Annotated in this window: 27 protein-coding genes, 3 tRNA genes and 1 riboswitch; of the genes, 11 read left to right on the top strand and 19 right to left on the bottom strand. The window is 40.9% G+C overall.

Annotated elements, in window-relative coordinates; translation table 11 throughout:
- Positions 1-648: 648 nt before the first annotated feature.
- From AAEY55_RS16105 to AAEY55_RS16095, 3 genes are all read left to right on the top strand, one after another.
- A complete protein-coding gene (locus AAEY55_RS16105) occupies positions 649-1,086 on the top strand; it encodes a transcriptional repressor (RefSeq protein ID WP_011327201.1) in 438 nt (145 codons plus the stop codon).
- A gap of 63 nt (positions 1,087-1,149) precedes the next feature.
- Entirely contained in the window at positions 1,150-1,617 is a 468-nt protein-coding gene (locus tag AAEY55_RS16100; RefSeq protein ID WP_011327200.1) for a chemotaxis protein CheX, read from the top strand.
- Entirely contained in the window at positions 1,614-2,042 is a 429-nt protein-coding gene (locus tag AAEY55_RS16095) for a secondary thiamine-phosphate synthase enzyme YjbQ (protein ID WP_089367755.1), read from the top strand. The genes AAEY55_RS16100 and AAEY55_RS16095 overlap by 4 nt, the downstream gene beginning before the upstream one ends.
- A gap of 288 nt (positions 2,043-2,330) precedes the next feature.
- On the opposite strand, the gene AAEY55_RS16090 is transcribed toward AAEY55_RS16095, so the two are convergent.
- The 4 genes from AAEY55_RS16090 to orn all read right to left on the bottom strand — a co-directional run bounded on the left by AAEY55_RS16090 (position 2,331) and on the right by orn (position 3,600).
- Positions 2,331-2,406 (bottom strand) — tRNA-Gly (locus tag AAEY55_RS16090).
- Positions 2,407-2,522: 116 nt separating this feature from the next.
- A tRNA-Gly gene (locus tag AAEY55_RS16085) sits at positions 2,523-2,598 on the bottom strand.
- 205 nt (positions 2,599-2,803) lie between these two features.
- Positions 2,804-2,879: transfer RNA gene (locus AAEY55_RS16080), tRNA-Gly, on the bottom strand.
- 175 nt (positions 2,880-3,054) lie between these two features.
- On the bottom strand, positions 3,055-3,600 hold the full coding sequence (orn, locus tag AAEY55_RS16075) for an oligoribonuclease (RefSeq protein ID WP_011327197.1): 546 nt from the start codon (positions 3,598-3,600) through the stop codon (positions 3,055-3,057).
- 121 nt (positions 3,601-3,721) lie between these two features.
- Here orn and rsgA point away from each other — a divergent pair, with 121 nt between their 5' ends.
- Entirely contained in the window at positions 3,722-4,780 is a 1,059-nt protein-coding gene (gene rsgA / locus AAEY55_RS16070) for a small ribosomal subunit biogenesis GTPase RsgA (protein ID WP_011327196.1), read from the top strand.
- Between the two features lie 15 nt (positions 4,781-4,795).
- The gene (gene asd, locus AAEY55_RS16065) at positions 4,796-5,662 is read left to right on the top strand and encodes an archaetidylserine decarboxylase (RefSeq protein WP_041454339.1); all 867 of its coding nucleotides are present in this window, start codon (positions 4,796-4,798) and stop codon (positions 5,660-5,662) included.
- A gap of 182 nt (positions 5,663-5,844) precedes the next feature.
- Here the strand turns inward: asd and AAEY55_RS16060 are convergent, their stop codons facing one another.
- The 8 genes from AAEY55_RS16060 to AAEY55_RS16025 all read right to left on the bottom strand — a co-directional run bounded on the left by AAEY55_RS16060 (position 5,845) and on the right by AAEY55_RS16025 (position 13,539).
- Positions 5,845-6,591, bottom strand: coding sequence for a HesA/MoeB/ThiF family protein (locus tag AAEY55_RS16060; RefSeq protein WP_179807830.1), 747 nt, complete (start codon positions 6,589-6,591; stop codon positions 5,845-5,847).
- Between the two features lie 22 nt (positions 6,592-6,613).
- Positions 6,614-8,140 (bottom strand): thiamine phosphate synthase, encoded by a 1,527-nt coding sequence (thiE, locus tag AAEY55_RS16055; protein ID WP_179807831.1) that lies wholly within the window; start codon positions 8,138-8,140, stop codon positions 6,614-6,616.
- 11 nt (positions 8,141-8,151) lie between these two features.
- The gene (locus AAEY55_RS16050) at positions 8,152-8,943 is read right to left on the bottom strand and encodes a thiazole synthase (RefSeq protein WP_086993123.1); all 792 of its coding nucleotides are present in this window, start codon (positions 8,941-8,943) and stop codon (positions 8,152-8,154) included.
- Between the two features lie 5 nt (positions 8,944-8,948).
- Positions 8,949-9,143, bottom strand: a complete 195-nt coding sequence (gene thiS, locus AAEY55_RS16045; RefSeq protein ID WP_011327191.1) for a sulfur carrier protein ThiS — start codon at positions 9,141-9,143, stop codon at positions 8,949-8,951.
- A gap of 7 nt (positions 9,144-9,150) precedes the next feature.
- Complete coding sequence (locus AAEY55_RS16040) at positions 9,151-10,152, bottom strand: FAD-dependent oxidoreductase (RefSeq protein ID WP_179807833.1); 1,002 nt, start codon at positions 10,150-10,152, stop codon at positions 9,151-9,153.
- Between the two features lie 57 nt (positions 10,153-10,209).
- Positions 10,210-12,162: a phosphomethylpyrimidine synthase ThiC gene (thiC, locus tag AAEY55_RS16035; protein ID WP_350552180.1), complete on the bottom strand. Its 1,953-nt coding sequence runs from the start codon at positions 12,160-12,162 to the stop codon at positions 10,210-10,212.
- A gap of 172 nt (positions 12,163-12,334) precedes the next feature.
- Positions 12,335-12,447: riboswitch (TPP riboswitch) on the bottom strand.
- Between the two features lie 168 nt (positions 12,448-12,615).
- Positions 12,616-13,014: an META domain-containing protein gene (locus tag AAEY55_RS16030; protein WP_041454338.1), complete on the bottom strand. Its 399-nt coding sequence runs from the start codon at positions 13,012-13,014 to the stop codon at positions 12,616-12,618.
- Between the two features lie 123 nt (positions 13,015-13,137).
- Complete coding sequence (locus AAEY55_RS16025; protein WP_193038898.1) at positions 13,138-13,539, bottom strand: thioesterase family protein; 402 nt, start codon at positions 13,537-13,539, stop codon at positions 13,138-13,140.
- Between the two features lie 102 nt (positions 13,540-13,641).
- On the opposite strand from AAEY55_RS16025, the gene AAEY55_RS16020 reads away from it, so the two are divergent.
- Positions 13,642-15,741, top strand: a complete 2,100-nt coding sequence (locus tag AAEY55_RS16020; protein WP_011327186.1) for a TonB-dependent receptor — start codon at positions 13,642-13,644, stop codon at positions 15,739-15,741.
- A 141-nt stretch (positions 15,742-15,882) separates the two neighbouring features.
- Here AAEY55_RS16020 and epmA read toward each other — a convergent pair whose 3' ends face one another.
- A complete protein-coding gene (gene epmA / locus AAEY55_RS16015) occupies positions 15,883-16,857 on the bottom strand; it encodes an elongation factor P--(R)-beta-lysine ligase (RefSeq protein ID WP_182678887.1) in 975 nt (324 codons plus the stop codon).
- 59 nt (positions 16,858-16,916) lie between these two features.
- A complete protein-coding gene (gene efp / locus AAEY55_RS16010) occupies positions 16,917-17,483 on the bottom strand; it encodes an elongation factor P (protein ID WP_011327184.1) in 567 nt (188 codons plus the stop codon).
- 41 nt (positions 17,484-17,524) lie between these two features.
- Here efp and epmB point away from each other — a divergent pair, with 41 nt between their 5' ends.
- Positions 17,525-18,538, top strand: a complete 1,014-nt coding sequence (epmB, locus tag AAEY55_RS16005) for an EF-P beta-lysylation protein EpmB (protein WP_350552173.1) — start codon at positions 17,525-17,527, stop codon at positions 18,536-18,538.
- An 8-nt stretch (positions 18,539-18,546) separates the two neighbouring features.
- Here the strand turns inward: epmB and AAEY55_RS16000 are convergent, their stop codons facing one another.
- Positions 18,547-18,756 (bottom strand): hypothetical protein, encoded by a 210-nt coding sequence (locus tag AAEY55_RS16000; protein WP_089367752.1) that lies wholly within the window; start codon positions 18,754-18,756, stop codon positions 18,547-18,549.
- A 168-nt stretch (positions 18,757-18,924) separates the two neighbouring features.
- Between AAEY55_RS16000 and AAEY55_RS15995 the strand changes: the two genes are divergently transcribed.
- Positions 18,925-19,215 carry a hypothetical protein gene (locus AAEY55_RS15995; RefSeq protein WP_011327181.1) on the top strand — a complete coding sequence of 97 codons (291 nt, stop codon included), beginning with the start codon at positions 18,925-18,927 and terminating at the stop codon, positions 19,213-19,215.
- Positions 19,216-19,294: 79 nt separating this feature from the next.
- Here AAEY55_RS15995 and AAEY55_RS15990 read toward each other — a convergent pair whose 3' ends face one another.
- On the bottom strand, positions 19,295-19,786 hold the full coding sequence (locus AAEY55_RS15990; protein WP_192532528.1) for a DUF3016 domain-containing protein: 492 nt from the start codon (positions 19,784-19,786) through the stop codon (positions 19,295-19,297).
- Between the two features lie 274 nt (positions 19,787-20,060).
- On the opposite strand from AAEY55_RS15990, the gene galE reads away from it, so the two are divergent.
- The gene (gene galE / locus AAEY55_RS15985; RefSeq protein ID WP_011327179.1) at positions 20,061-21,074 is read left to right on the top strand and encodes a UDP-glucose 4-epimerase GalE; all 1,014 of its coding nucleotides are present in this window, start codon (positions 20,061-20,063) and stop codon (positions 21,072-21,074) included.
- A 181-nt stretch (positions 21,075-21,255) separates the two neighbouring features.
- Here galE and zapE read toward each other — a convergent pair whose 3' ends face one another.
- Complete coding sequence (gene zapE, locus AAEY55_RS15980; protein WP_350546662.1) at positions 21,256-22,365, bottom strand: cell division protein ZapE; 1,110 nt, start codon at positions 22,363-22,365, stop codon at positions 21,256-21,258.
- A gap of 59 nt (positions 22,366-22,424) precedes the next feature.
- Here zapE and rsuA point away from each other — a divergent pair, with 59 nt between their 5' ends.
- Together rsuA and AAEY55_RS15970 are read left to right on the top strand one after the other, a co-directional pair.
- Positions 22,425-23,123, top strand: a complete 699-nt coding sequence (rsuA, locus tag AAEY55_RS15975) for a 16S rRNA pseudouridine(516) synthase RsuA (protein ID WP_338411729.1) — start codon at positions 22,425-22,427, stop codon at positions 23,121-23,123.
- A gap of 234 nt (positions 23,124-23,357) precedes the next feature.
- A complete protein-coding gene (locus tag AAEY55_RS15970) occupies positions 23,358-24,584 on the top strand; it encodes a transposase (RefSeq protein ID WP_350552168.1) in 1,227 nt (408 codons plus the stop codon).
- Positions 24,585-24,613: 29 nt separating this feature from the next.
- Here the strand turns inward: AAEY55_RS15970 and AAEY55_RS15965 are convergent, their stop codons facing one another.
- Entirely contained in the window at positions 24,614-25,408 is a 795-nt protein-coding gene (locus tag AAEY55_RS15965; protein WP_350552165.1) for a YggN family protein, read from the bottom strand.
- 214 nt (positions 25,409-25,622) lie between these two features.
- Positions 25,623-26,337: group II intron maturase-specific domain-containing protein (locus AAEY55_RS15960; protein ID WP_350552162.1), on the bottom strand; the 715-nt coding region annotated here is incomplete at its 5' end.

Genomic DNA, 26,337 nt, shown 5'->3' with positions numbered 1-26,337 from the left:
TGCCGTCTCAGTGGGGTCGCATTATAGGGCGCAGCCAGTTTTACGCAAGCGTTTTTTAAAGAAAACTTAAAATAAAATGCTGTTCGCTTGATATTTAAACCAAACGATTAAAAACAATACTAAACCATCTGCATTTTGGGTAACTCGACTTGGTTTTACATTCTAAGCAGGTATTGAGCAGTGCATAATTTAAGCACCACTCGATTGTTTGAGTAATATAAAGTGTGCTTATTACGCTACGCATATTAAGCATGCACAAATAGTAAACAAAACTAAAAGTCATGCAATTCTTTATAACTAATAACCTGAGTAATTAGAGATTAGAGAAAGCCAATGTACTTTTAATGTAGTTTAAAACTAATGGCCTTCATTATTTTACTATATAGTACTGAAGCTACTACATAGGTATTATTTACTTGCTCATTTACTACAAGCAAATATCCAAACAAGCGTTATCGCTTATTAATGGAAAATAGCGACACTATATAATAAGTACTGCCCTCCCTAACACCAAACTCGCTACTATTAATTTAACCTCTAAAGATAAACACGCCTTAGTGAATAGCTTTAACAAACGCGTTTAATTTAAACACTGCAACTTAAATACAGTGTGATATTATATCAAGGTAGCATAAGGATAAGAGAACGATGAATATAGAATCACTCGTAAGTAAAGCAAAACAAGTATGTGACAACCGTGGTGCGCGATTTACACCTATCCGTGAAAAGGTATTTCGTTTACTTGCAAGTGCGCAAGGTGGTGTGGGCGCGTATGATTTGCTCGAGCAATTAAAAGTAACAGAAACTGGCGCTAAACCTGCCACGATATACCGTGCATTAGATTTTTTGGCTGAGCTTGGTTTTATTCATAAAATTGAAAGCACCAATGCATTTATGTTGTGCCATCATTTTGATCATATTCATCCTGTACAGTTATTAATTTGCGATACCTGTGGATTTGTTAAAGAACTGCATTCAACCGTTATTTCGCATGAGCTAAATAGTTTAGCTGCGGAAGGTGGGTTTGTTGTATCGGCGCAAACAATAGAAGCACATGGAAGATGTGAGTCTTGCAGAGCTGCATAGTTTTAGTAGCGATATAAATATTTTATATCGCTATTTTTTAGCACTAATTTAAGAGTAAATTATATGAATGTAGAGTTCATCAACCCTTTTTTATCTTCTTTAATCAATGTATTAAGTACAATGGCTCAAACACAATTAAAGCCAGGTAAGCCACGCATTAAAACTGATGAGAAAGCTTGTGGTGATGTATCAGGCCTGATCGGAATGGTTGGCCCGCAAACACGAGGCTCTTTTTCAATAACTTTTGATGAGCAGTTAGCACTAACTATCATGGAGCGTATGCTTGGCGAACGTCCAGATAGTATAAATGAAGAAGTAACCGATATGGTAGGCGAAATTACTAATATGGTTACAGGTGGCGCTAAAAACTTATTGGGTCAAAAAGGTTTCGACTTTGATATGGCAACTCCAATAGTTGTATCTGGTAAAGACCATACAATTACTCATAAAAGCCAAGGTAAAAAAATACTCATGCCATTTACCTGCGATGCGGGTAACGCCAATATTGAAGTGAGTTTCGATAAGTTATGAGTTGGCAACAAAAAGTCATTACTTTAAAACCTCGTATCCGAGGTTTTCATTTAATTGATAACGAAATACTCATTCAAATCCCCGAACTCACAAATTACAAAGTGGGTTTACTGCACTTATTTATTCAACACACTTCAGCTAGCCTAACCATTAATGAAAATGCCGACCCTACTGTACGTATGGATATGGAGAGCCACTTTAATGAATTTGTTCCGCAGTGCCAACCCTATTATCGTCACGATTATGAAGGTGACGACGACATGCCAGCTCATATAAAAACCAGTATTTTAGGCTGTGAGTTAAGCATCCCTATTACAAATGGCTATTTAGCTTTAGGTACATGGCAAGGTGTTTATTTAGGTGAACATCGAGACAGCGGTGGTACTAGGCGAATTGTAGCAACCATTCAGGGCGAGTTGTTTTAACAAGTCGCCTCATCAAAGCTTAAACCTCACTCCCGCCGCATACCCATTAATTATCACAGTAAAAACACATCACTTTATTGGTAAAGAACTTGCCCTTCGCGAGTAACTATCGTTGCTAATTACTAAAGGCTTTAACGCAATTTTTATCGAATGCATAGCGAGAAAACCTAGTGTTCTTCAGTCGCTGGATAGTTCACTGCATATGAAATCAGATAGAGAAAGATTGTATTTAAAATAAGAAATTTTTATGGCTTTTTGTTTGGGATATTTTTGATAGATATAAAAGATTGGAGCGGTACACGAGGCTCGAACTCGTGACCTCGACCTTGGCAAGGTCGCGCTCTACCAACTGAGCTAGTACCGCATTATAAAGTAGTCAGTAATTCGTCCGTTGGTGCGCAACAAATCGCGTTCAACATTTTGGCAACTGAACTAGTACCGCATTTTTATTCAACACTGCAATTTCTTTTGGTTAGAAATTGGAGCGGCACACGAGGCTCGAACTCGTGACCTCGACCTTGGCAAGGTCGCGCTCTACCAACTGAGCTAGTGCCGCATTTTTATTTCTTTAGTTATTTTACGTTGGTGCGCGACAAGTCGCGTTCAACATTCTAGCAACTGAGCTAGTACCGCATTATAAAGTAGTCAGTAATTCGTCCGTTGGTGCGCGACGGGTCGCGTTCAACATTCTAGCAACTGAGCTAGTACCGCATTTTTACTTCTAGTTATATAAATAACTTCAATTTCTTTTGGTTAGAAATTGGAGCGGCACACGAGGCTCGAACTCGTGACCTCGACCTTGGCAAGGTCGCGCTCTACCAACTGAGCTAGTGCCGCATTATAAAGTAGTAAGTAATTCGTCCGTTGCTGCGCGACAAGTCGCGTTCAACATTCTAGCAACTGAGCTAGTATTGCTTTATATTTAAACAACTCAAACACACTAACCCCGCGTGGGTTATCGTCTTGAGCGGGGCAGGATTCTACAATAATACAGTGTGTTTGCAAGTGTTTTTTATAAATTAAAGAATTTTTCTCTATAGACCTTTAATTCCATAATCGAATCTTTAATGTCGTCTAGCGCAAGATGTGAGCCTTTTTTATTCACTTGTGCAAGTACCTCTGGTTTCCAGCGACGCGCGAGCTCTTTAATTGTGCTTACATCTAGATTACGATAGTGAAAAAAGTCTTCCAATTCGCGCATGTATTTATTCATAAAGCGACGATCTTGCCCTATTGAGTTACCACACATCGGTGATGCACCTGCAGGTACCCATTGTTTTAAAAAGGCTATTGTTTGCTCAACCGCGTAGGCTTCGTCGTAAGTACTTGCCTTGCAGCGTGCTGTTAAACCCGATTTTCCATGCTGAGTGGTACACCACTCATCCATATTATCAAGCAACTCATTACTTTGATGAATGGCAATAGTTGGCCCTTCAGCTAATATATTCAAATCAGCATCAGTGACAACGGTCGCAATTTCGAGTATTTTATCGGTCTCTGGTTCGAGTCCGGTCATTTCAAGATCGAGCCAAATTAAGTTTGATTTATTAATATTCATAATTACCTAAGCGGTGCTTTCCTTTAGATCCAGCGCATTTCGATATATCATATTAGCATCATACGTCGAGCTAAAGCATTTTTTAGCTAAGTCGACATTTAACTAAGGTTATAGGCCTCCTGTGGCAAAACAAAAAAAATTAAGTAAAGGCCAGTCTCGTCAGATCAAGGCTAATCATCAAAAGCGTATAAGCAGTGCTGATGCAAGGCCTGCTAAAAAAGGTGCGCAAGAATGGCAAACCGATAATTTAGGCCAAGTAGAAAGCGCTATTGTGATCAGTCGTTTTGGTCAACATGCCGATGTGGAAGTTGAAAGCGGCGAAGTACTACGCTGTAATATACGCCGCACTGTGTCTAATTTAGTGTGTGGGGATGAAGTACTGTTTCGTCGCGCTAAAGTAAGCGAAGGCGATTTAGCAGGTGTAATTGAAGCAACGCAAGAGCGTCGGTCACAACTTACTCGCCCTGATTTTTACGACGGTGTAAAAGTAATAGCTGCTAATATTGACCAAATATTAATGGTGTCAGCAGTATTACCCGAATTTACCCCAAGTATTATCGACCGTTATTTAATAGCCTGCGAAGATATGGGTATAGAGCCTATTTTAGTACTAAATAAAATAGATTTAATAGATGCGCAAGGTCTTAGTGAAATACAAAAAGTACTCGATGTATACCGCAAGCTCGACTACAAAGTTTTATTGGTTAGTAATATAAGTACCGATGGTATTGACGAATTAAAAGATGTACTCGTTGGCAAAAACAATATTTTTGTTGGTCAAAGTGGCGTAGGTAAATCTACTTTAGTTAATACCGTACTTCCAGATGCTGAAATTCTAACTAAAGAAGTTTCTGAAAACAGTGGTTTAGGCCAACATACCACCACGGTATCTCGCCTACATCATTTACCAAGCGGCGGTAACTTAATAGATTCACCGGGTATACGTGAATTTGGTTTATGGCACTTAGAAGTTGATCGTGTAACTTGGTGCTTTAAAGAATTTAGAGAATTTATAGGCGGGTGTCGATTTAGAGACTGTAAACATTTAAACGATCCGGGCTGTATAATTAAAGAAGCCGTAGCTGATGGCAAAATTTCGCAATTGCGCTTTGACAGCTACCACAGAATTTTAGAAACAATGGCCGATGGCCGTGCAGGCTCTCGCGCGCCTCGCGTATAATTTAGGAAACAACCAGTGAGTTTAGATAAATTTAAAATCGCAATGCAGTACGCAATGCCAAAACACTTTATTTCACGCGTAGTAGGAAAACTAGCCGCTGCTAAAGCGGGTGTGTTAACAACCACGTTAATTAAACTGTTTATTAAGCAATACAAAGTAGATATGAGTGAAGCTAAACACCCAGATCCTGCTCATTATGAAAGCTTTAACGAGTTTTTCACCCGTCCGTTAAAAGATGGCGCACGCCCAATAGTTGCAGACAGCGACATTATTATTCATCCAGTAGATGGCGCAATTAGCCAATTAGGCGATATTGTTGACGGCCAACTAATTCAAGCTAAAGGTCACGATTACAGCCTACAAGCACTACTTGGTGGTAATAAAGACGATACAACCCCATTTTTAGGCGGTAAGTTTGCAACTATTTATTTAGCGCCAAAAGACTATCACCGTATTCATATGCCAATTGATGGCACATTAAGTAAAATGATTTACGTACCAGGCGATTTATTTTCAGTAAATCCGCTGACTGCGCAAAACGTGCCTAACTTGTTTGCACGTAACGAACGTGTGGTTGCTATTTTTGAAACTGAAATAGGCCCACTTGCTATGGTACTGGTTGGCGCAACTATTGTTGCCAGCATTGAAACTATTTGGGCGGGTACAGTAACACCACCAGCTGGTAGCGATGTATTTAGCTGGAACTACCCAACCAAGGGCGAAAACGCTATTAGCCTTAAAAAAGGTGAAGAAATGGGCCGCTTTAAACTTGGCTCTACCGTGGTACTTGCTTGGGGCGACGACAAAGCGGATATTCTTGATGATCAACTTCCTGAAACAGTGACCCGCTTAGGCACCCCGTTTGCCAAAATTGATGATTAAGATATAGATATCGATATAGATATCAGGTAAAAAAACCCCGCGTTTATGGTAATAAACGCGGGGTTTTTATTTTTCAGTGAGTTTATAAATTCAATCGCGGTGGAAAATAACTCGCCTACAGTTTGCTTAAATACCGAGTTTGGCTGATCTCTGCCTGATACCTAACACCTGAAACCGTGGCTTTACCTACACTCCTTACAGTCGATATCTTTCACCACTTTAAATTGTTGCTGCTGCAAAGTGAGTGCATTAATACTCATAAACACACAATCGCTAGAATGACCTAATAACATATTGAGTGTCAGCTGCGCCTGCATTGAGCCGATAATACCCAACAGCGGACTTATTACTCCGGCGTTATCACAATTGATAAGCGGCGCAATATCGTTTTGTGGAAAAATACAGCCATAACACGGGCTATTTGCATTTCTAAAGTCTAAGCCAATCAGCTGCCCTTTTGTTGCCAGTGCCGCACCCGAGATTAACGGGGTTTTATGCTCTATACAAAAGCGATTAACACTGTAACGAGTGGTAAAGTTATCACTGCAATCCAACACAATATCCGCATTATTGAGTAATGCTGCGCTATTATCTTGAGTAAGCTTTTCAGCGTGAGTAATTATAGTGATTTGGTTATTCAGACTTGCAAGCACTTTACCTGCTGCAACCACCTTTTTTTGCCCTAAGTGATTTACTTTATAAAGCACTTGGCGCTGTAAGTTCGAAAGCTCAACCGCATCATCATCAATTAAAATAAGCTTACCAATACCCGCAGCAGCTAAATACAGTAATGCGGGGCTGCCTAAGCCGCCCGCACCTACTACTGCAACACTTGCCGACTTAAGCTTTAACTGCCCTGCAAGTCCCACTTCTTTAAGCAATATATGGCGACTATAGCGCAGCATTTCTTTATCGCTAAGTTCATTCATTTGGCTATTAACCTGGCCCACTTTAATTTATTGCCGCTTGCAACGCACTTATTGCCTGCACATAATCATCGGCTTCGCTAATTGCACGTACCACAGCCACACTACCAACGCCTGTTTTAGCAACTTGGCTGGCGCGCTTTAAATCTATACCGCCAATTGCCACTGTTGGGTAGCTTTGCATCAAGGGGACAAATTTAAATAACTTTTCTAGTCCCTGTATTTGCCCTGTCATATCTTTGGTAGTGGTAGGATAAATAGCGCCAAATGCCAAATAACTTGGGCGGTAATTATGTGCGCGGAGCATTTCATAGAAGCCATGAGTAGAAAGCCCCAGCCTAAGTCCTGCATTTTTAATCGCCGCTAAATTAGTGCTTTCTAGATCTTGTTGGCCTAAATGCACACCATATGCACCATGCTTAATTGCAAGTTGCCAATAGTCGTTTATAAATACCTGCGCATTATATTGCTCCCCCAGTGCCACTGCTTTTGCCACTAATTCGTCAAGTTGTGCATCGTCTTTATTTTTAACTCGTAACTGCACAGTTTTAACGCCTTGTTGTAAGCACTTTTCTAGCCAGTCAACACTATCAACCACTGCGTATAAACCTAATGATTTACTTTCGCAGGGTGCAAAATCTGCAGCCATATTAAAATCAAGCGGAACGTCAAAATCGAGTTCATCACCTAACCAACTGCCCGCTTCTATTACTTGGGGGTAATCGGCTAAGTTGGTTGGAAATGAGGTTTGTGCTACTGGGCCAATTCCTTCTCCGTAGCGCACCGCTACTTTCAATCCTTGATTAATATAAGCTTTAGCTAAAATAAACGCATCTTTTAACGGGTAGTCTTTTGCTAAGCAAGCAGCAATAACCGAGGCCATACTGCAGCCTGTACCATGGTTATGTGGCGTTTGAATTTTTTCATTTCCCAGCCAGTATTCTTCGCCTTTTTGAGTGAAATTATTTATGCAGTAATCTATACAGTAGCCGCTTGGATAATCCCAATGCCCGCCTTTTATAACCACGGCTTTTGCGCCCCAGCTTAATAACTTATTGGCGGCTTCTTTTATTGCCGCAGGACCAATTAAGTACACGCCAGTTAATAACTGGGTTTCGTGCGTATTTGGGGTTATTACATCCACCAGCGGCAATAAGCATTCTTTAATAGCACTTACTGTGTCTTCCTCTGTTAATAAATCGCCGCTAGTAGCAATAGCTACTGGGTCGTAAACAATAACAGGCGGCACTGGCCATTTGGCTTTATAGTGGCTTATATGTTCACTGATCAATTGAATTTGCTGCACATTTGCCAGCATGCCTATTTTAATTACTTTGGCTTTCATATCTTTTTCGAGCGCTAAAAGCTGCGATTCAATAATATCGGTTGATACGGCATTAATTGCCTCAACACCTAAACTATTTTGCGCAGTCAGTGCTGTAATAGCAGTGCACCCATGCACACCAAAACTTTGCATTGCTTTTATATCGGCTTGAATACCTGCGCCACCGCCTGAGTCTGAGCCGGCGATTGTCCATACTACGTTATTCATATTCGTCTCACTTATTCTTGATGCCAAAATGGCATACCCATAGTCGGGGTTGAAGGGGCTGCAACGTCTTTTTCAGGCATTGCTTTGGCGTTATATGCAAAACGTCCAGCCTCTACCGCGGCTTTAAATGCTCGGCTCATGGTTATAGGGCAACCCGCTCCGGCAATCGCCGAATTTAATAATACTGCATCATACCCTAGTTCAAGTGCTTGGCAGGCATGCGAGGGCAAACCTAAACCAGCATCCACTATTAACGTTGCCTCAGGTAAGCGCTCTCTGATTGTTTTTAAATTATAACTGTTTAACAAGCCTTTACCTGTACCAATCGGTGCACCCCATGGCATTAATACTTCACAGCCTAAAGCATTTAAACGCTGGCACAGCACTAAATCGTCTGTGCAATATGGCAGTACTTTAAAGCCATCGTCGATCAGTATTTTAGTTGCTTCTAACAGTGCAAACGGATCGGGCTGCAAGTTGTAATCGTCCCCTATCAGTTCAAGCTTAATCCAATCGGTAGCAAACACTTCACGGCACATTTTAGCAAGCGTTATGGCCTCTTTAACACTATGACACCCTGCTGTATTTGGTAAAATTTTAAGCCCAGTATTTTTTATTAACTGCCAAAAATCATCACCCGCAGCCGCACTTTGCTGACGCCTAAGCGACACCGTGACTATTTCAGCGCCCGATGCAACAATCGATTCATTCATCACTGCAGGCGACGGGTAAAGCGCCGAGCCTATTAGCAATCGGCTTTTTATTTGCTCACCATAAATAGTTAAATAGTCATTATTTAGCATAGCTGTTATCCGCCCTGAATCGGCGAGAGCAACTCAATACTATCACCCTCAGTTAATTGATAATCGCTATGCTGGCTTTGCGGTATAAACTCACCATTAATCGCCACCGCAAATGGCGCAACACCACCAAAATCTTGCAAACAGTTAATGAGCTTATTACTGCTAATAGCTATTAACTCACCATTAATTGTTATGTTCATTTAATTTTCACTCTATGCATAAAAGGGCATTTGCCACTAAACTTGGCGCTAACATGTAACCATGACGATATAAGCCATTAATACTAATAACTCGCCCAACGTGTGTTACTTGTGGGCGGTTATCGCAAAATGCCGGGCGTAACCCTGTTTGAATATTTAATAGCCGCGCTTCGGCAAAACCGCTGTGCACCGTATAAGCCGCCGAAAGTAACTCTAAAGCAGAGCGCACTGTGGCTGGGCCTGTATCTTGCGACTCTATTTCAGTCGCGCCAATTACATATTCATTATTGGGTTTAGGCGCTATATAAATGGGGTAACGCGGATGCATTAAGCGCACGGGTCGCGTTAAACTCACCTCTGGCGCGTATAACCTAGCTACTTCTCCACGCACGCCCCGCAGAGGCTTGTCATCTTTTGCGCCAAGCCCTCGGCAATCAATAATATAATCAAACTCTCGGTTATTAATTTTATTATCGTTAATCGTTACCCGTTGATTAAATACAAACTTTACTTTGCGTTTGTTGAGCTGTGTAAAGCTGGCTTGATAAAATGCCTGATTATCTATTTGCCCGTCACAGGGTAAAAATAATCCCTGACTAAAACGATTAGCAAGCTCAGGCTCTAACATTTCAATTTGCTGGGAATTCACCGACTCCCCGGTATAATTAGCTAACGGTTTTAGCCGCTGAGCAAAGCTTTGTAAATCGCCTTTATCTTGCTGATGCGCGACAACTAATGTGCCCTGCTGCTGAAAAAAAACCTCACTATCAAGCTCATCAATAATCCCAGGCCAACGCTTTATAGAATCAAGCCCCATTAAAGCTAAATCAGCCTCGCACAATACCGACTCAGCAAGAGGAGCAAGCATAGCCGCAGCCACCTTGCCTGCGCTGTTTTGAGAGTGCTCATCATCTGCCTCAAATACAGTAACTCGGTGTTGCTTACTCAGCTCAAGCGCCGCCAACCTACCGGTTAAACCAAACCCCACTACCGCTATATTGTAAAACATAAAAGTTCCTTTTAGCTGCGAGCCCTCGCTGCCCGCAGCCCAGCACCTTAAGCTGATTTATATCGCTTTATGATATATTTCTGATCCGGTTTTTTTAAACTCGTCCGATTTAGCTTTCATTTGTGCTTCTACATCAATCATTTTTATTGTAATCGTATCTGCAGCATCAGCAGGGTCAATGCCACGCGCTTCTAAATCTTTTGCATATTCGCGTACTTCTTGACTGATTTTCATTGAGCAAAACTTAGGGCCACACATAGAGCAAAAATGCGCTACTTTACCCGACTCTTGCGGGAGTGTTTCATCGTGATATTCGCGGGCACGCTCAGGGTCTAAACCAATATTAAATTGGTCATGCCATCTAAACTCAAAGCGCGCTTTTGATAGGGCATTATCACGCTCTTGCGCACCGGGGTGACCTTTTGCTAAATCGGCGGCATGGGCAGCAATTTTATAGGTAATTAAACCTTCTTTTACGTCTTCCTTATTTGGCAAACCTAAATGCTCTTTAGGTGTTACGTAACACAGCATAGCGCAGCCGTACCATGCTATTTGAGCTGCACCAATACCTGAGGTGATATGGTCATACCCAGGTGCAATATCAGTAGTTAACGGGCCTAAGGTGTAAAACGGTGCTTCGTCGCAATGTTTAAGTTGCTCATCCATATTGGCCTTAATCATATGCATTGGCACATGCCCGGGGCCTTCTATAAATACTTGTACATCGTGTTTCCAGGCTAACTTAGTCAACTCACCTAGGGTGCGCAATTCGCTAAACTGAGCTTCATCGTTGGCATCAGCAATCGAGCCTGGGCGCAGGCCATCGCCAAGCGAAAAACAAATATCGTATTGCTTTAAAATTTCGCAAATATCTTCAAAGTGGGTGTATAAAAAGTTTTCTTTATGGTGCGCTAAACACCACTTTGCCATGATAGAGCCACCGCGCGACACAATACCGGTTACTCGTTTTGCGGTCATTGGTACGTAACGCAGTAGCACACCTGCATGAATAGTAAAGTAATCGACGCCTTGTTCAGCTTGCTCTATTAACGTATCGCGAAAAATCTCCCAGGTTAAGTCCTCCGCTACGCCGTTTACTTTTTCCAGCGCTTGATAAATAGGAACTGTGCCAATAGGTACAGGCGAGTTACGTACTACCCATTCGCGAGTTTCATGAATATAACGCCCGGTTGATAAATCCATAACGGTATCGGCGCCCCAGCGAGTAGACCACACCATTTTTTCTACTTCTTCTTCAATCGATGAGCTTACCGACGAATTACCTATATTAGCGTTTACTTTTACCAAAAAGTTACGCCCTACAATCATAGGTTCGGTTTCGGGGTGGTTAATATTGTTGGGTAATATAGCGCGGCCACGCGCAATTTCGTCGCGTACAAATTCAGGCGTAATAAAATCAGGAATACTGGCCCCAAACGACTCGCCTTTATGCTGCGCGGCTAATAGTTCAGCATGAATTTTTTTGCGACCCATGTTTTCGCGTATCGCTACGTATTCCATTTCAGGGGTAATAATGCCTTGGCGAGCGTAATGCATTTGCGTGACATTTTTACCCGCTTTACCGCGGCGTATTTTTGGTAAATGCTCAAAACGAAGATGATCAAGCCCTTCATCAGCCATACGTTGTTGCGTAAAACGTGAAGTAACTGATTCAAGTAACTCGGTATCACCGCGACTTTCAATCCATTGCTCACGAAACTTTGCTAAGCCTTGGCGTACATCAAGCTTAAAGTTTGGATCGGTATACGGGCCTGATGTGTCGTAAACACGTAGCGGCTCGTTTGGCTCATACACTGGATTTTCATCACTGCCGCCTATATAAGTATCGCTTAGGGTTATTTCACGCATTCCTACACGAATGTTGTTTTGCGTACCCTCAACATACACTTTGTGCGAATTAGGAAACGGTTGTCCCGTTAAGTTATAAATATATTCAGATGCAGCGGCTCGCGTTTCACGACGCGATGATTTTTTTGCAGTATTCGACATGACTTACCTCATAGTTTATGGGTTGTCTTGTGCGAAGAATTGAGAAGGCAAAATGCCTCATTGGATCGTAGATTGGTTAAGCAGTTTACTGTCACAGCCAATCTTGGCAGCCAACAGAACTTAATACCGGATGGTATAACTTGTACGCATAAAAAAAGACGCACAAGCGTCCTATTTTAGGCAGCTTGTTCCCTACGCAGGTATTAGCCTGATCAGGTTCACGGATCCCGCTTTCGCGATCTCAGCCTTAACTAATTATTTAGTTAGGCACTCCGACAAGTATTAATACCAATTATTAAATATACCTTTGCCACTTATAACTGCAGCTGCAGCTGCAATGCTAAGTTGTTTGGGTATCAAATTGGTATTTGTAATTTATTAATTTGCGAATAGTATCTAGCAAATCAGCGTTGAGTGTACGCCAGTTAAAAATCGCCTGCAAGAGGGCGTTTTTTATTTCGCAATAAATACAAATGTTTTCTCGCCCTGCATTACCAATTGCTGGTCTTGCATTTTAAGCTGCGCGCCTTGTTGCAGTGCGTGTAGTAACTGCTGCTCAAACTTATCAAGTTGTTGGCCACACGACTTACGGGTCATCCCTATTTTGTTAACTGTTAAGCTACTATCGTCCAGCTCACCTTCCCCAAAAAATTTATTGCAGCCAGCAAAACCATTGACTTGCAGTGCTTCAATAAAACCCACCGACGCATTAAACGAAGGCGGAATAGCTAGGCCATCAATACGTGATAACTGCCATTGAGTATGTTTAAGCTGCTCTGAGGTAACCGTTTGCGTTGATGCACAACCAACACATAAACCGATTATAAGCATGGGTATTGCTGCTAATTTCATGTTATTACTAATTATTTGTCTAATTACTGTAATAATAACAATTTTCAACAAGTTAATCCGTTAAAAATACATGTTTAAAGTGTAAATTTTATTCTGATATCGTTTGATAATCATGCGATTTTTTTATGCTGAATCCGTTTTAAATAAATTATCTATTTGCGCTGGTAAAAATGGCCGACCTTTTTCATTTAAAGCTGTGCCGATTACCAATGCATTAAGCATTATTTTCTCATCGTGTTTACGGATCAGGGTTTGCTTAAAAGCGAATTTAAGTCGGCTAATACGTTGAGGCTCTACAGCTACATAAAATTCATCGCCCGGTAATAATGACTGTTTATAATCCATTTCGCTGCGCATCACGACCAAGTTAATTTTATCTTTGGCAAGCTGAGCAAAATTAATCCCATGTGCATGCAAAAATTCATGGCGCGCATGCTCTAAGTAATTAAAATACACACTATTATTTACAATGCCTTGTAGGTCGCATTCGTAGTCTCGCACTTTAAAGTCTACTGTAAAGGTCATATTCGTAATCCAAATTATTTAACGTATAATTGCCGCGTTTATAGCACATGTACTGAAATAATTGCTACCATGCAAGTCCCTAAAATGGAGTTAAGTAACCTAATGAACTTACGTTTGTCTTTAATTACCGCCGCATTATTACCACTGTTTGGTGCATCAGTTACCGCCAACGCTGACGATACAGATCTAGAACGCATTGTTGTTACTGGTGATTTTCAACGAGAAAGCATTCAAACCTTAAGTGCTAGCGCCAGCTTATTTAGCGAAGATGAAGTTAATTTACGAGGTGCAACCTACCTAGACGAAATGCTTGGGAGTACTGCCAATATTAATTTTGCTTCTGGGGCTTCTCGCGGTCGTTATATTCAAATTCGTGGCGTAGGACTGCGTTCACAGTTTGTTGATCCTATTAATCCTTCGGTTGGTTTAGTTATTGATGGCATTAACTACTCAGGCCTTGGTGGCAGTGCATTATTATTTGATATTGACCAAGTAGAAATTTACCGTGGCCCACAAGGTACACGCTTTGGTGCCGACGGTATGGCCGGTATGATCCAAATGCAATCGGCGCAAGCAACAAGCGATCCTAGCTTAAAACTACAAGTAGGTGCAGGCACTTACAACAGCCGCGAAGCTGGTCTTGCTGCAAGTACAGGTTTAACCGACGATACCAGCGCTCGTGTTAGCTACTTTCGTAGAAAATCAGACGGCTATGTAGATAACCTATACCTAAATAAGCCAACTCAAGGGCAAGACGAGCAAGTAGCACGCTTTAAATTAAACAGCCAAATAACTGCCAATTTACGCACTGAATTAAATCTACACTATATTGATATTAACAACGGTTACGACACCTTCGCACTTGATAACGGCCGTAACAGCGTTGCCGATGAACCCGGTGAAGATAACCAATTAAGTTACGCTATTGGTCTAAATAACACTTATACGGGCTTTGATTTATTTGACGTAAACTTAAGTTTATCGGCGATCGACAGTGAATTATTTTATAGCTTTGATGAAGATTGGGTATGTAACGATCCGAGTAAACCGCAGCTTTGCGCCGCCGGTTTGCATCCTGATGGTTACAGCTCAACTGATGTTTACAGCCGCGATCGCGATGATCAAGGGGTCGATTTACAATTTAAAAGCAAAACCGGCAACTGGGTTGCAGGTCTTTACTATCAAAACCGCGACGTAGATTTAGAACGCCAATATACCTGGTTAGCTAGCCCATTTAACTCAACGTATGAAACCAATAACGTGGCAGTATACGGCCAATTAGCGACTCCTATTGGGCCTAAAACCACCTTAATTACTGGCTTACGTGTTGAGCAATACCAAGGTGATTACACCGATAATAACGGTTTTATTGAAGATACCGACGACATTATGGTTGGCGGAAAAATAGCGCTTGAGTACCAAGTAATTGATCGCACCATGATCTACACCAGCATTACCCGTGGTTATAAAGCAGGCGGCATTAACTCAGAAGCGCTCGCTAAAGCCAAAGATGAAGGCTTAAACCTTGATGCTGAATTTTTTAAACAACACACCAGTTTTGATCCAGAATACTTATGGAGCGGTGAGTTTGGTGTTAAGGGATCATCCCTTGATGATAAATTTATTCTACGTTTAGCTGCGTTTTACATGCACCGCGACAACATTCAGTTAAAGTCATGGCAAGTACAAGATCAGAAGTTTACCGGTTATGTAGATAACGCGAGCTCTGGCAGTAACTATGGCCTTGAACTTGAAGGTAGCTATCAGCTAACCGACGATTTACTTATTACCGGTAGTGCTGGTTATTTAAATACTAAAATAAATAAATTTGTAACTAAAGCGGGTTTAAACCAAGACGGTCGCGACCAAGCACAGTCACCTAAATATCAATACGCACTGAGTGCTCGTTATAACCTTACCAACGAGCTTTATGCCATGGTAGGTGTTGAAGGCAAAGACGATTATTACTTCTCAGATAGCCATAATGCACAGGCACCAAACAGTAACTTAGTGAATGTAAGCTTAGGTTATGAAGCCGATAGCTGGGCTGTACGCGCCTGGGCACGTAACGTGTTTGACGAAACAGTACCTACTCGCGGTTTTGAGTTTGGCAACAACCCACTTGATGGTTACGCTGATCATACCTACACCCAACTAGGTGAGCCACGTGTAGCTGGCGTTACCTTTACACTTAATTTATAAAGTAAAGCTGACAGCTTTTAGTACTCTGTTAAAAAAACCGCGTTTATTAAAATAAACGCGGTTTTTTATGTGGTAGTCGTAGAGCCTGATCATGCGAGAGGTTAGTTACTAACTGACAGCCCCCCTGCATGTTAAGTTGCTTTAAGCTCTTGTCACATCAAACGCAATAACTTCTTTTATATTACTCTTTTGCGTGGCTAACATTACTAGCCTGTCTATGCCCAGCGCTACCCCTGCACAAGGTGCTAATCCATGTTCAAGCGCAGCAATTAAATGCTTATCCATTGGTACTTGCTTTAAGCCATTTTGTTTACGATATTCATTATCGTCATTAAAACGCTTAGCTTGCTCTGTCGCATTAGTTAGCTCGTTAAAGCCATTAGCTAATTCCATATTTTTATAATACAGCTCAAACCGCCCTGCTACGCGACTGTCATGCTCACAAATTTGTGCCAGTGCTGCTTGCGATGCCGGAAAGTGATACACAAAACACGGCTTATGTTGGCCAATTGTTGGCTCTACTTTCATACAAAATAAAAGCTGCAGTAAGGTATCTCTATGCGTTTCATTTTTAGCTATATCAGCAAACCCTTGCTCGCAGGCAAGTTGTTGTAATTGCTCTAAACTAGCAGTGAGTGGATCAAGTCCAAGTACTTGTTCAAATGCGTGTTGGTAAGTTAACCGTTCACTCGGCGCAACATCTAAAATAAGCTGCATTAGCTCATCTATTTCAGCCATTAATGCAAATTCGTCAAACCCCGGTCTATACCATTCCAGCATAGTAAATTCTGGATTATGATGGCTGCCAGCTTCTTCGTTTCTAAATGCTTTACACAACTGAAATATAGGCCCTGAGCCCGCCGCTAACAAGCGCTTCATTGCAAACTCTGGAGAGGTTTGTAAATATAGCTCAAGGCCGCTGGCGTGCCCTGGGCCTACAAATCGAGTGTTAAAACTCACTAAGTGTATATCGGTTACACTGGCTCCGCTTAAACTGGGGGTTTCTACTTCCATTACATTGCGAGCATAAAAGAACTCGCGAATACTGCGTAAAATAACAGCTCGCTGCTTAAGTGTTGCAATACTTGCACTGGGAGCCCAAAGATTTACTGACATATTTTCTCCAAAAAAAATCCCAGCTTTTAAGCTAGGATTTTATAAAGCGACGCTTAAAATTATTTAACGCGGCTTACGTATTCACCGTTACGGGTGTCTACTTTAATAACTTCGCCTATTTGTACAAATAGTGGAACACGTACTACAGCACCAGTACTTAATGTTGCAGGTTTACCGCCAGTTCCGGCTGTATCACCTTTAAGGCCCGGATCAGTTTCAGTGATCTCAAGCTCAACAAAGTTAGGTGGTGTTACTACAATAGGATTACCGTTCCATAATGTAATTGTACACACGTCATTTTCAACTAACCATTTACCCGCATCGCCTAACGCTTTTTCGTCAGCAGCAATTTGCTCAAATGTTTCGTTATTCATGAAATGCCAAAATTCGCCGTCTGTGTATAAATACGCTAAATCAGTATCCATTACATCAGCACCTTCAACAGATTCACCCGATTTAAAGGTTTTTTCAAGTACTTTACCTGAAATAAGTTTACGGATACGAACACGGTTAAACGCTTGGCCTTTACCAGGTTTTACCATTTCATTTTCTATGATACTACTAGGCTCGCCATCCATCATAATTTTTAGGCCGCCCTTGAACTCGTTGGTGCTATAATTCGCCATCGTTTCCTCTATTTATATTTTTTCGAGTAATCTACGTGCCAATGATACAAAGAAATGAAGCAAATTTGCATAAAAACTGGCAAAAAGAATTAGCAAATGTAGTTACCTGCCCAAAAGTGTTGCTAGAAATGGTCGGTTTATCGAGCCAAGTCCATGATAACGACATAAAAGCTCGTAGCTTGTTCCCAGTTCGTGTGCCAATACCATTTATAAAAAAAATGCGTAAAGGCGATGCAAACGATCCATTATTATTACAAGTTATGCCGCGCCATCAAGAATTCTTAACTAAAAGTGGTTTTAATAAAGATCCCCTGCTTGAGCAAAGTAACCAGCAGCCAGGGCTATTACACAAGTATAAATCGCGTGTTTTAGTAATGTTTAAAACCGGTTGTGCAGTAAATTGCCGCTATTGTTTTAGACGCCATTTTCCGTATCAAGAAAACCAACTTAATAAGCGTAGCCTGCTAGATGCGCTTAGCTATATAAAATCCGACAATAATATAAATGAAGTGATTTTAAGTGGTGGCGATCCGCTTATGGCCAAAGACGATGTCATTAGTTGGTTTTTAGATGAGCTTGAGCAACTACCACAAATTAAACGCATGCGAATTCATACCCGTCTGCCGGTGGTTATTCCGGCGCGCATTACCGATGAGTTATGCGAAAGACTTGCAAGGTCGCCATTAAAAATTGTGTTTGTTAATCATATAAACCATGCCAACGAAATAGACGACGACTTTAAAGCCGCAATGCAAAAGCTTAAACAAGTAGGTGTAGTGCTATTTAATCAAGCGGTTATTTTAAAAGACGTGAACGATACAACTGCAGCACAAGTGAATTTAAGTGAAGCGTTATTTGATGCCGATGTATTGCCCTATTATCTACATTTGCTAGATAAGGTAGAAGGGGCAAGCCACTTTGACATTAGTGAGGAGCAAGCAATAAAAGTAATGGCAGAGCTGTTAGAAGCCCTACCTGGTTTTTTAGTGCCTAAATTGGTCAGAGAGATTGGCGGTGAAAAAAGTAAAACGCCAATCGATCTTAAGTTAATTTAAAGCAGTATTTAAACGTAAATGTTTACGTTATTACCCAGTGTTGCAGTCGCCGACTTAGTCGGTGTTTGCGCGCTGGATGACTGCGCAGCACCCTCAATCAGTGCTAATGCAGCTGCGCCATCAGCTAGTTGCTGTTTTTTAGACAATGCAGCGCTCAACACTTCGCCGCCTTGGCTTGAACTTGGCATTACCGGTAAATTTCCGCCTGATATATTCATAAAATTAACCCACCTTTAATCAGTGTTTGTTGTGCAATAATTTAAAAGGAGTTAAACAAGGCACAGTGCTAAAAACCTGACTTTTAAATATAATCCAAGTAACATATGCAGTATACGCATGCTACATAATAAATTATCGGCAACTCAATACAAAGCTTTAGGAAAACCATGGATTCTATTATTGAACAACTCAACGCTAACTTAAAAATTGTTTACCGACAGGCGCTTGATGCTGACAAAAAACTCGACGAGTTACAACAGCAAGGTCACGGCAAATTTAAAGCACTCTTTACAGCCGACTCAGGTTTTACCTTTGAAGCTAAACGCTTTAAGCCATATGTGCTTGATGTAGCAGCCGACGTAGAGAGCTTATCTAGTGACGGTTTTAATGAAGAAAAACTTAAAACCACCGTTATTAAATTACAGCAACTACTTACTTTGTTAGCTACGTTTAAGTAACGTAAACTTTAGTTAAAAAGTTTATGATTCTATAAGCATTAAAAGCGCCGCTATTTAGCGGCGTTTTTGTAAAGCTTAGTTAATCAACTTTCGGTAATATTTCCTCACCAAACCACTCTGTAAGTAAGCGTTTTTCGTAATTAAATGGCTCATCTCGGCCCATTTTAATTTTATCCATAAAGCCCATATCTTTAAGCTTTACATCACTTGCTGCACTTATTACCTCACCTTTTTCATTAGTAAGTGAATAATTAAGTTTGAGTTGCGGAAAGTAAATAGGCTTAACCACCCTGATTTCATTTATACCGCCATAGCGTACATCGCCAGCTAAATCGACATCAGTAATCTCTAGGCTAAGTTTGTAGTCTTTTGGCAATTGCTCTGCAAGTTTAGCAACATGCTCTTCAATACTGCTCGCTATATGCTTATGGTACGAAGCTTTACCTTGATTGGATTCGCGTACATCACGATAGTCTTTAAAATCATGCCATTTAATAGCCGACTCACCCGCATGGGCAAGTGCTGGTAGTGCAAAGCACATTAACATTGCGATTTTGTTTACTGGATTCATATCACTCTCCAAAAAGGTGCGCCAAATATTACATTATTGCAATTAGGGCATGCTCAGTATTAACACCTAAATAACTGAGTTCATTTTAACAGCTGTTTATTAACTATAACTTAATCTTATGACATAAGTGTTATTTAAAGCGTTCAAAATGTAATCAAATATGTAAATCTAGCTTTTTTAAAATAACAGCGTATTTAAAGCAGATAATGCATGTAAAATATCGCAATTTATGGTGCAATCAACACTATTGATAAAAGGTATCCACGGAGCATTCATGACTATTTTAGTAACCGGTGGCGCAGGCTATATTGGCTCGCACACTGTTTTAGAACTTTTACAACAAAACAGTAATGTTGTTGTTATTGATAATTTAAGCAACTCATCATCAGAGTCACTTACGCGCGTTAAAAAAATTACCGGTAAAGAAGTAACTTTTTACCAAGGTGATATTCTCGATAAAGCATTTTTAGACTCAGTATTTGCTAAGCATACTATTGAAAGCGTAATTCACTTTGCTGGCTTAAAAGCGGTGGGTGAGTCGGTTGTAAAACCAATTGAGTACTATCAAAATAACGTACAAGGTACATTAACACTGGTTGATGCGATGCGCGATGCGGGTGTATTTAAGTTAGTATTTAGCTCATCAGCAACCGTTTATGGCGACCCAGCAAGCCTACCTATTAAAGAAGACTTCCCTGTTGGTGGCACCACCAACCCTTATGGTACATCAAAGTTAATGGTTGAAATGATGTTGCAAGATATCGCAAAATCAGACGAGCGCTTTGCCTTTGCTATTTTGCGCTACTTTAACCCAGTAGGCGCGCATGAATCGGGGTTAATTGGTGAAGATCCAAACGGGATCCCTAATAATTTATTACCGTATATTTCACAAGTCGCTGTGGGCAAGCTCAAGCAACTAGCCGTATTTGGCGATGATTACGACACAGTAGATGGCACCGGCGTGCGCGACTACATTCACGTAGTCGACTTAGCTTTAGGGCATTTAAAAGCGCTGAATAAAATTGCCACAAACACCGGTGCATTGGTTTATAACCTAGGTACAGGCAACGGTTATTCAGTACTGCAAATGGTGAATGCCTTTATTAAGGCCAGTGGGCAAGCAGTACCATATCAAGTGTCACCACGTCGCCCTGGCGATATAGCCGCTTGTTACGCAGCTCCTGAAAAAGCCCTGAATGAACTAGACTGGCAAGCGATGCGCGGTATCGATACTATGATGCAAGACACCTGGCGCTGGCAGTCAAATAACCCAAATGGGTATAAGTAGAAAACCATATACCTATAATCAATATGTCCCTATTTTTATAGGGGCATGTTAATTATGATTGGAGTAAGTCATTTATTTAATTCAATAAAGATATACGTGTTCAAATTTAAGCTCAGAGTTTAAGGTTTAGAGTTTAACCTAGAACCTAGCCCTGATTTACTTCCTAGTACGATTATTATTTTTACCAATTTTGCATTTCGACTATACGCGATTGCGTTCGTGCATATTCAAAGCTTAGTTTTTTACCTTGATACAAGGTGTCTATATCAGCCTGTGCATTTATAACCAGTAACTTATGGCAATCATAAAACTCATCTACCAAAGCAATAAAGCGTCGTGCTTCATCATCAAAAAAGTGCTCGTCTAGAGTTTGTTTTTCACGCTGGTAGCTGTCCTCTATACCGTGCACTATTACTTTACCGGTTGCGCCAACACCCATTTTTGGCACATTTGCCACGTATAACACAGAAAATTGCTGAGCTAAAAACATGTAATCGTTAGCGCTACGCGGGCCAGAGCACAACGCCATAAAATCAATCATTAAGGCATTTGCTGTTTTTAATAAATAAGGCAGCGCTCTACCGTGTACCATGATATTGCCACTGTGCGATGCTTGCGGGTACTGCGTTAAAAATTTAGCTTTAAAGTCATCACTGGGTAAATTAATAAAGTAATGACTACTATTTTTACCATAACGAAAACGATGATCCTCCTCTCCCGCTACATTTACTATCTCGCAATAATTATTAATTAAATCTATAGTAGGTAAAAACCGTGCTCGCTGTAGGCCATTATAATAAAGCTGCTCTGGTTTTGCGTTTGAAGTAGCCACCAACACTACACCTTGTTTAAATAACGCATCAAACAGCCGGGCCATAATCATAGCGTCGCCAATATCGCTAACAAAAAACTCATCAAAACATAGCACCCGAATATTTTTGGCCCAATTTTTAGCTATAATTATTAACGGATCTTTTTGCCCTTGTAACTGCCCTAACTGCTGGTGTACCTGCGCTATAAAGTGATGAAAATGCAGCCGCTGCTTTTTACTTATAGCAACATTGTTATAAAATAAATCCATTAGCATGGATTTACCACGCCCTACCGGCCCATACAAATACACACCTTTTATGAGTGGCGACTTTTGCCACCAGCTATAGTGTATTTGTAATTGTTCACTAAGCGAATTAAGTGCCTGTACGGCATTATTTTGCGCAGCATCGAAGCTAAGCTCGCCCGATGCAACCTTAGCTTGGTAAAGGCTTATTATTTGTGTGTCCTGCACTGTCATGGTATTTCACTATCCGTTATAATCGCGTCCATTGTAGCCGACTCAAAATGTGAACCCCAATGAAATTCCCTTGCCGCCTAGATAAATTTATTAGCCATTTAGCAGAGCTGCCACGCTCAAAAGCCAGAGCCAGCATTAAACGCCAAGCCGCACTGGTCAATGGTGAAGTGGTCACTGCTTTCGATTTTCAAATTAAGCAGCAAGACGAAGTAGTTTTTCAAGGTGAACAACTCGTATTTTTAGGTAAACGCTACTTCATGTTAAACAAACCCGTTGGTTATGTAAGTGCCAATAGTGATGAACTACACAAAACGGTATTCGATTTAATTGACGAGCCAAATATGAGCGACTTTCACGTAGCAGGCCGCCTCGATATTGACACCACTGGCTTAGTTATCTTAACCAACGATGGCGACTGGTCGCATAAAATAACGTCTCCTAAAAACAATAAATTTAAAACCTACTTAGTAGAAACCCAAGAGCCCATTACTGACGAATCGTTAGAGGCACTGCGCGAAGGGGTACAATTACATAATGAAAAAACTCTAACCCGTCCGGCAAAAGCAGAGCGCCTCGCTAATTACGGCTTACGTTTATCTATTTGTGAAGGTAAATACCACCAAGTTAAGCGCATGTTAGCCGCTGTAGACAACAAAGTGGTTGAATTGCACCGCGAACAAATTGGCAATATTAAACTAGATGAAAACCTAGCAGCGGGTGAATACCGCTTGTTAACAGCTGAAGAAATTAAACTGTAAAGTTAAAATTTTTAGTTGTCAGGAAAACATAAAAAACACCGTGCGCTACTAGTAATACGATGTTTTTTATATCAACACTGCTAGCTAGAGTCTGATAGCAGCCCTTTAGCCTGTTTTAAGACTTTATCGACTTTTGTCGTAAAACACCGCTCCTTTAGGTCGGTGATATAAGGCAATAGTCGCGAAGCGACTAAGTGGGTTGTTCCTTTTTGATTGACTGTATATAATAACAGTATGATTATTCGCAAAGCTTATAAATTTCGTTTAAAAACAACACCCGATATTAACGCTAAAATGGCGCAATATGCGGGAAATTGTCGATTCTTGTGGAATAAAGCCTTAGCGATTAACTTATTTAAGTTACAGAATAAACAAAAAATTTGCTACTACCAAGAGTTGGATTTCTTTTCTAAACTTTGGAAAAAAAGCGAGGAGTATGGCTTTTTAACACTATCGCCCGCACAAACTATCCAACAAACATTAAAACAGCTTGAACGCGCCTTTAAAGACGCATTCGATAAAAACCAACCACTCAAACGGATGCCTACTTTTAAGAAAAAAGGAGAGGTGAATAGCTTTAGTTTTCCTCAAGGCTTTAAAATCGACAAGAATGGGAAACGTATTTTTTTACCTAAAATCGGTTGGGTTAATGTTAGAAAAAGCCAAGCTATTTTAGGAAAAGCTAAAAACGTCACTGTTTCACAAAAAGGAAAGCACTGGTTTGTTTCAATCCAAGTTGAACAAGAAGTAGCACCACCTAAGCACCCATCAAACGCCATGATTGGGGGAGATTTAGGCGTGAAACACCTAATTACCCTTTCTGATGGCAGTTTTGTGGAGCCGATAGATACCAGTAAACAGACAATCAGGATCAAACGATTACAGAAGCAACTTGCTAGAAAAGTGAAATTTTCAAGTAACTGGAAAAAATTAAAAGCAAAGATCACAACATTTCATACGAAAGTTGCCAATATTCGTCATGACAAATTACATAAGATCTCAACACAGTTGAGCAAAAGCCACGCAATCATCGTGCTAGAAGATCTTAAAATTAGAAATATGACGAAAAACAGCAAAGGCAACAGTGAGCAGCATGGAAAAATGGTGAAACAAAAATCTGGCTTAAACCGCGTCATTCTCAATCAAGGATGGGGAATGTTTAAAGAGATGCTGAAATATAAGCAGGATTGGCTCGGCGGTCAGGTTATTTTTGTTGATCCGAAACATACCAGTCAAACGTGTCCGGCGTGTGGTCATCAATCAAAAGATAACCGATTAACGCAGTCTAAGTTTGAATGTGCGAAGTGCGGTTATCAAGATAATGCGGATCATGTTGGCGCATTAAATATTTTAGCGCGAGGTCATCGCGTTCTAGCCTGTGGAGAGATAGACATTAGTCAGCTTGTTGAAGCAGGAACTTGCCTTATGAGTGATCACAAGGCCCCGATGGTTTTAAACTAATCGGAATCCCCCTCCTTTCCTGAACTTGTTCAGGCGCTTGGCGAGGTGGTGGAGGATGTCAATTGCACTAAATCAAAGCTCACCATACCTGGTACTATGGCTTGTAGGCGAGATTCAGTCACATCAAGGGCGTTTAAACATTCGCAGTATTCTGCAGCTTTTAGTTCGAGTTGGCGGGCTTTTTCTTGGAGTGATTTATCTATTTCTGATGAAATGATATCCATGCGTTGGCTCATGTCGTTCATTCGATCTTCAATATTACCTTCGCGCGATTTAAATGCATCGCCTAACGACATTAAAATAGCCCCGAGGGAGCCATGCACTGCCGAGTGAATTTTTTTGCTAATATCTTTAGTGAAAAAGTCGTCTATTTTGGAAAGTGATTGCGGCGCAATAAAGAAAAAATCATCGCCGCGTTTAAACTTATCCATTAGCGCACGTTCAACGTACTGCAATTGCGTTTTAAGCACTTCTGATTCTTTATCTGTCATGCCTTCAACAACATGCTCAATTGCACTGAGCCCTAAATTAACGCCATCGGTGGCTAAGTTAACGAGTTCAGGAACAGTTTGACGAATACCGCTGCTAAACTGCTCAAGGACTTTACTTTCGTCATCACTTAAGTCAATCCAATAGCCACGGATAAACAATTGGTTATTATTATTAATTTGTACGCGGGTTTGGCCCTTATCAACAATGCGAATAATATCATCAGTAATGATTAAACCGTGACGAAGCTCTACATCACACTGCTTTTGCGCAAATACGTTATTGCTTAAAAGTGCTACAGACAACGCCAATATCGAACGAGATAAAAACGCCATAAACACCTCAAAATAGCCACAACAGAAGGCGGGTAGATTAACAAAAAAACAACTTTATGCAAGCAAAAGTAACACAATAACAAAGACAGCCTTGCGTATTTAACCTATGCAATGAGTAATACATCGAGTAGGGTGAGGCTTTTGCCTCATCCCTCTCACAGAGCCGTACGTACGGGCCTCGTATACGGCTCCTGTATTCTTCTATCCCTTCGGCTTATTTTCTAAACGCCGAGTGAGCAAGCCATCCTGTACTTACTTTTTCCATTGAATATAAACCTTGCTCCTCAAACCATTGGTTTGGCATCGCTACATTCGATAATGGACTTAGAGAGTTTCGCCATGAGTTCATTTTGATGAACTTAAATGGCGGCTTTTTCCCTAATTGTTTTAGTCGCTTATGCAACCTCGCTGGGTTTTTCCACAACCTTAACTGAATTGCCCTTAATCGTCGTCTCACCCACCTTGCCAACAAATTTAGCACTCGTTTACTATTGGCTATACTGAAATAATTTACAAAGCCGCGCACCACTGGATTGAGTCTTTTTATTACTTCAATTAAGTTCATGCCACTATTTCGCTTTGTTAATCGTTTAACTCTTTGTTTAAAGCCTTTGAGTTTTGTGGCTTGGATACGCGTCCAATTACTGCCTATCTCCACTCCCAAAAATTTTACGCCTTCACTACTATGCGCTATGTGCGTTTTCTTTTGGTTGACTGTTAACTTTAAGCCTTTTTCGAGTATCTGAGTCGCTACTGTGAGTGCATTCTTGGCTGCTTTTTCTGTGCAGCATAAGATCAATATGTCGTCGGCGTACCTCACTATTCTGTGATTTCGCTTTTTCATTTCTTGATCAAATGCATCTAGGTAGATATTCGCCAACAATGGACTGATAACACCACCTTGTGGACTTCCTAGCTCACTCGCTTCC

Origin of the sequence: Pseudoalteromonas sp. 120-MNA-CIBAN-0494 (genome assembly GCF_040308885.1) — a bacterium.
In the GTDB taxonomy this organism is placed as follows: domain Bacteria; phylum Pseudomonadota; class Gammaproteobacteria; order Enterobacterales; family Alteromonadaceae; genus Pseudoalteromonas; species Pseudoalteromonas nigrifaciens.
The sequence above is the reverse complement of the archived record's forward strand: the minus strand, read 5'-3'. Positions and strand labels throughout refer to the sequence as shown.

Bases quoted from the DNA above. Each gene is read 5' to 3' on its own strand.
- AAEY55_RS16105 (WP_011327201.1), top strand. From the start codon at position 649: ATGAATATAGAATCACTCGTAAGTAAAGCAAAACAAGTATGTGACAAC.
- AAEY55_RS16100 (WP_011327200.1), top strand. From the start codon at position 1,150: ATGAATGTAGAGTTCATCAACCCTTTTTTATCTTCTTTAATCAATGTA.
- AAEY55_RS16095 (WP_089367755.1), top strand. From the start codon at position 1,614: ATGAGTTGGCAACAAAAAGTCATTACTTTAAAACCTCGTATCCGAGGT.
- orn (WP_011327197.1), bottom strand. From the start codon at position 3,600: ATGAATATTAATAAATCAAACTTAATTTGGCTCGATCTTGAAATGACC.
- AAEY55_RS16060 (WP_179807830.1), bottom strand. From the start codon at position 6,591: ATGAATGAACTTAGCGATAAAGAAATGCTGCGCTATAGTCGCCATATA.
- thiE (WP_179807831.1), bottom strand. From the start codon at position 8,140: ATGAATAACGTAGTATGGACAATCGCCGGCTCAGACTCAGGCGGTGGC.
- AAEY55_RS16050 (WP_086993123.1), bottom strand. From the start codon at position 8,943: ATGCTAAATAATGACTATTTAACTATTTATGGTGAGCAAATAAAAAGC.
- thiS (WP_011327191.1), bottom strand. From the start codon at position 9,143: ATGAACATAACAATTAATGGTGAGTTAATAGCTATTAGCAGTAATAAG.
- AAEY55_RS16040 (WP_179807833.1), bottom strand. From the start codon at position 10,152: ATGTTTTACAATATAGCGGTAGTGGGGTTTGGTTTAACCGGTAGGTTG.
- thiC (WP_350552180.1), bottom strand. From the start codon at position 12,162: ATGTCGAATACTGCAAAAAAATCATCGCGTCGTGAAACGCGAGCCGCT.
- AAEY55_RS16030 (WP_041454338.1), bottom strand. From the start codon at position 13,014: ATGAAATTAGCAGCAATACCCATGCTTATAATCGGTTTATGTGTTGGT.
- AAEY55_RS16025 (WP_193038898.1), bottom strand. From the start codon at position 13,539: ATGACCTTTACAGTAGACTTTAAAGTGCGAGACTACGAATGCGACCTA.
- AAEY55_RS16020 (WP_011327186.1), top strand. From the start codon at position 13,642: ATGAACTTACGTTTGTCTTTAATTACCGCCGCATTATTACCACTGTTT.
- epmA (WP_182678887.1), bottom strand. From the start codon at position 16,857: ATGTCAGTAAATCTTTGGGCTCCCAGTGCAAGTATTGCAACACTTAAG.
- efp (WP_011327184.1), bottom strand. From the start codon at position 17,483: ATGGCGAATTATAGCACCAACGAGTTCAAGGGCGGCCTAAAAATTATG.
- epmB (WP_350552173.1), top strand. From the start codon at position 17,525: ATGATACAAAGAAATGAAGCAAATTTGCATAAAAACTGGCAAAAAGAA.
- AAEY55_RS16000 (WP_089367752.1), bottom strand. From the start codon at position 18,756: ATGAATATATCAGGCGGAAATTTACCGGTAATGCCAAGTTCAAGCCAA.
- AAEY55_RS15995 (WP_011327181.1), top strand. From the start codon at position 18,925: ATGGATTCTATTATTGAACAACTCAACGCTAACTTAAAAATTGTTTAC.
- AAEY55_RS15990 (WP_192532528.1), bottom strand. From the start codon at position 19,786: ATGAATCCAGTAAACAAAATCGCAATGTTAATGTGCTTTGCACTACCA.
- galE (WP_011327179.1), top strand. From the start codon at position 20,061: ATGACTATTTTAGTAACCGGTGGCGCAGGCTATATTGGCTCGCACACT.
- zapE (WP_350546662.1), bottom strand. From the start codon at position 22,365: ATGACAGTGCAGGACACACAAATAATAAGCCTTTACCAAGCTAAGGTT.
- rsuA (WP_338411729.1), top strand. From the start codon at position 22,425: ATGAAATTCCCTTGCCGCCTAGATAAATTTATTAGCCATTTAGCAGAG.
- AAEY55_RS15970 (WP_350552168.1), top strand. From the start codon at position 23,358: ATGATTATTCGCAAAGCTTATAAATTTCGTTTAAAAACAACACCCGAT.
- AAEY55_RS15965 (WP_350552165.1), bottom strand. From the start codon at position 25,408: ATGGCGTTTTTATCTCGTTCGATATTGGCGTTGTCTGTAGCACTTTTA.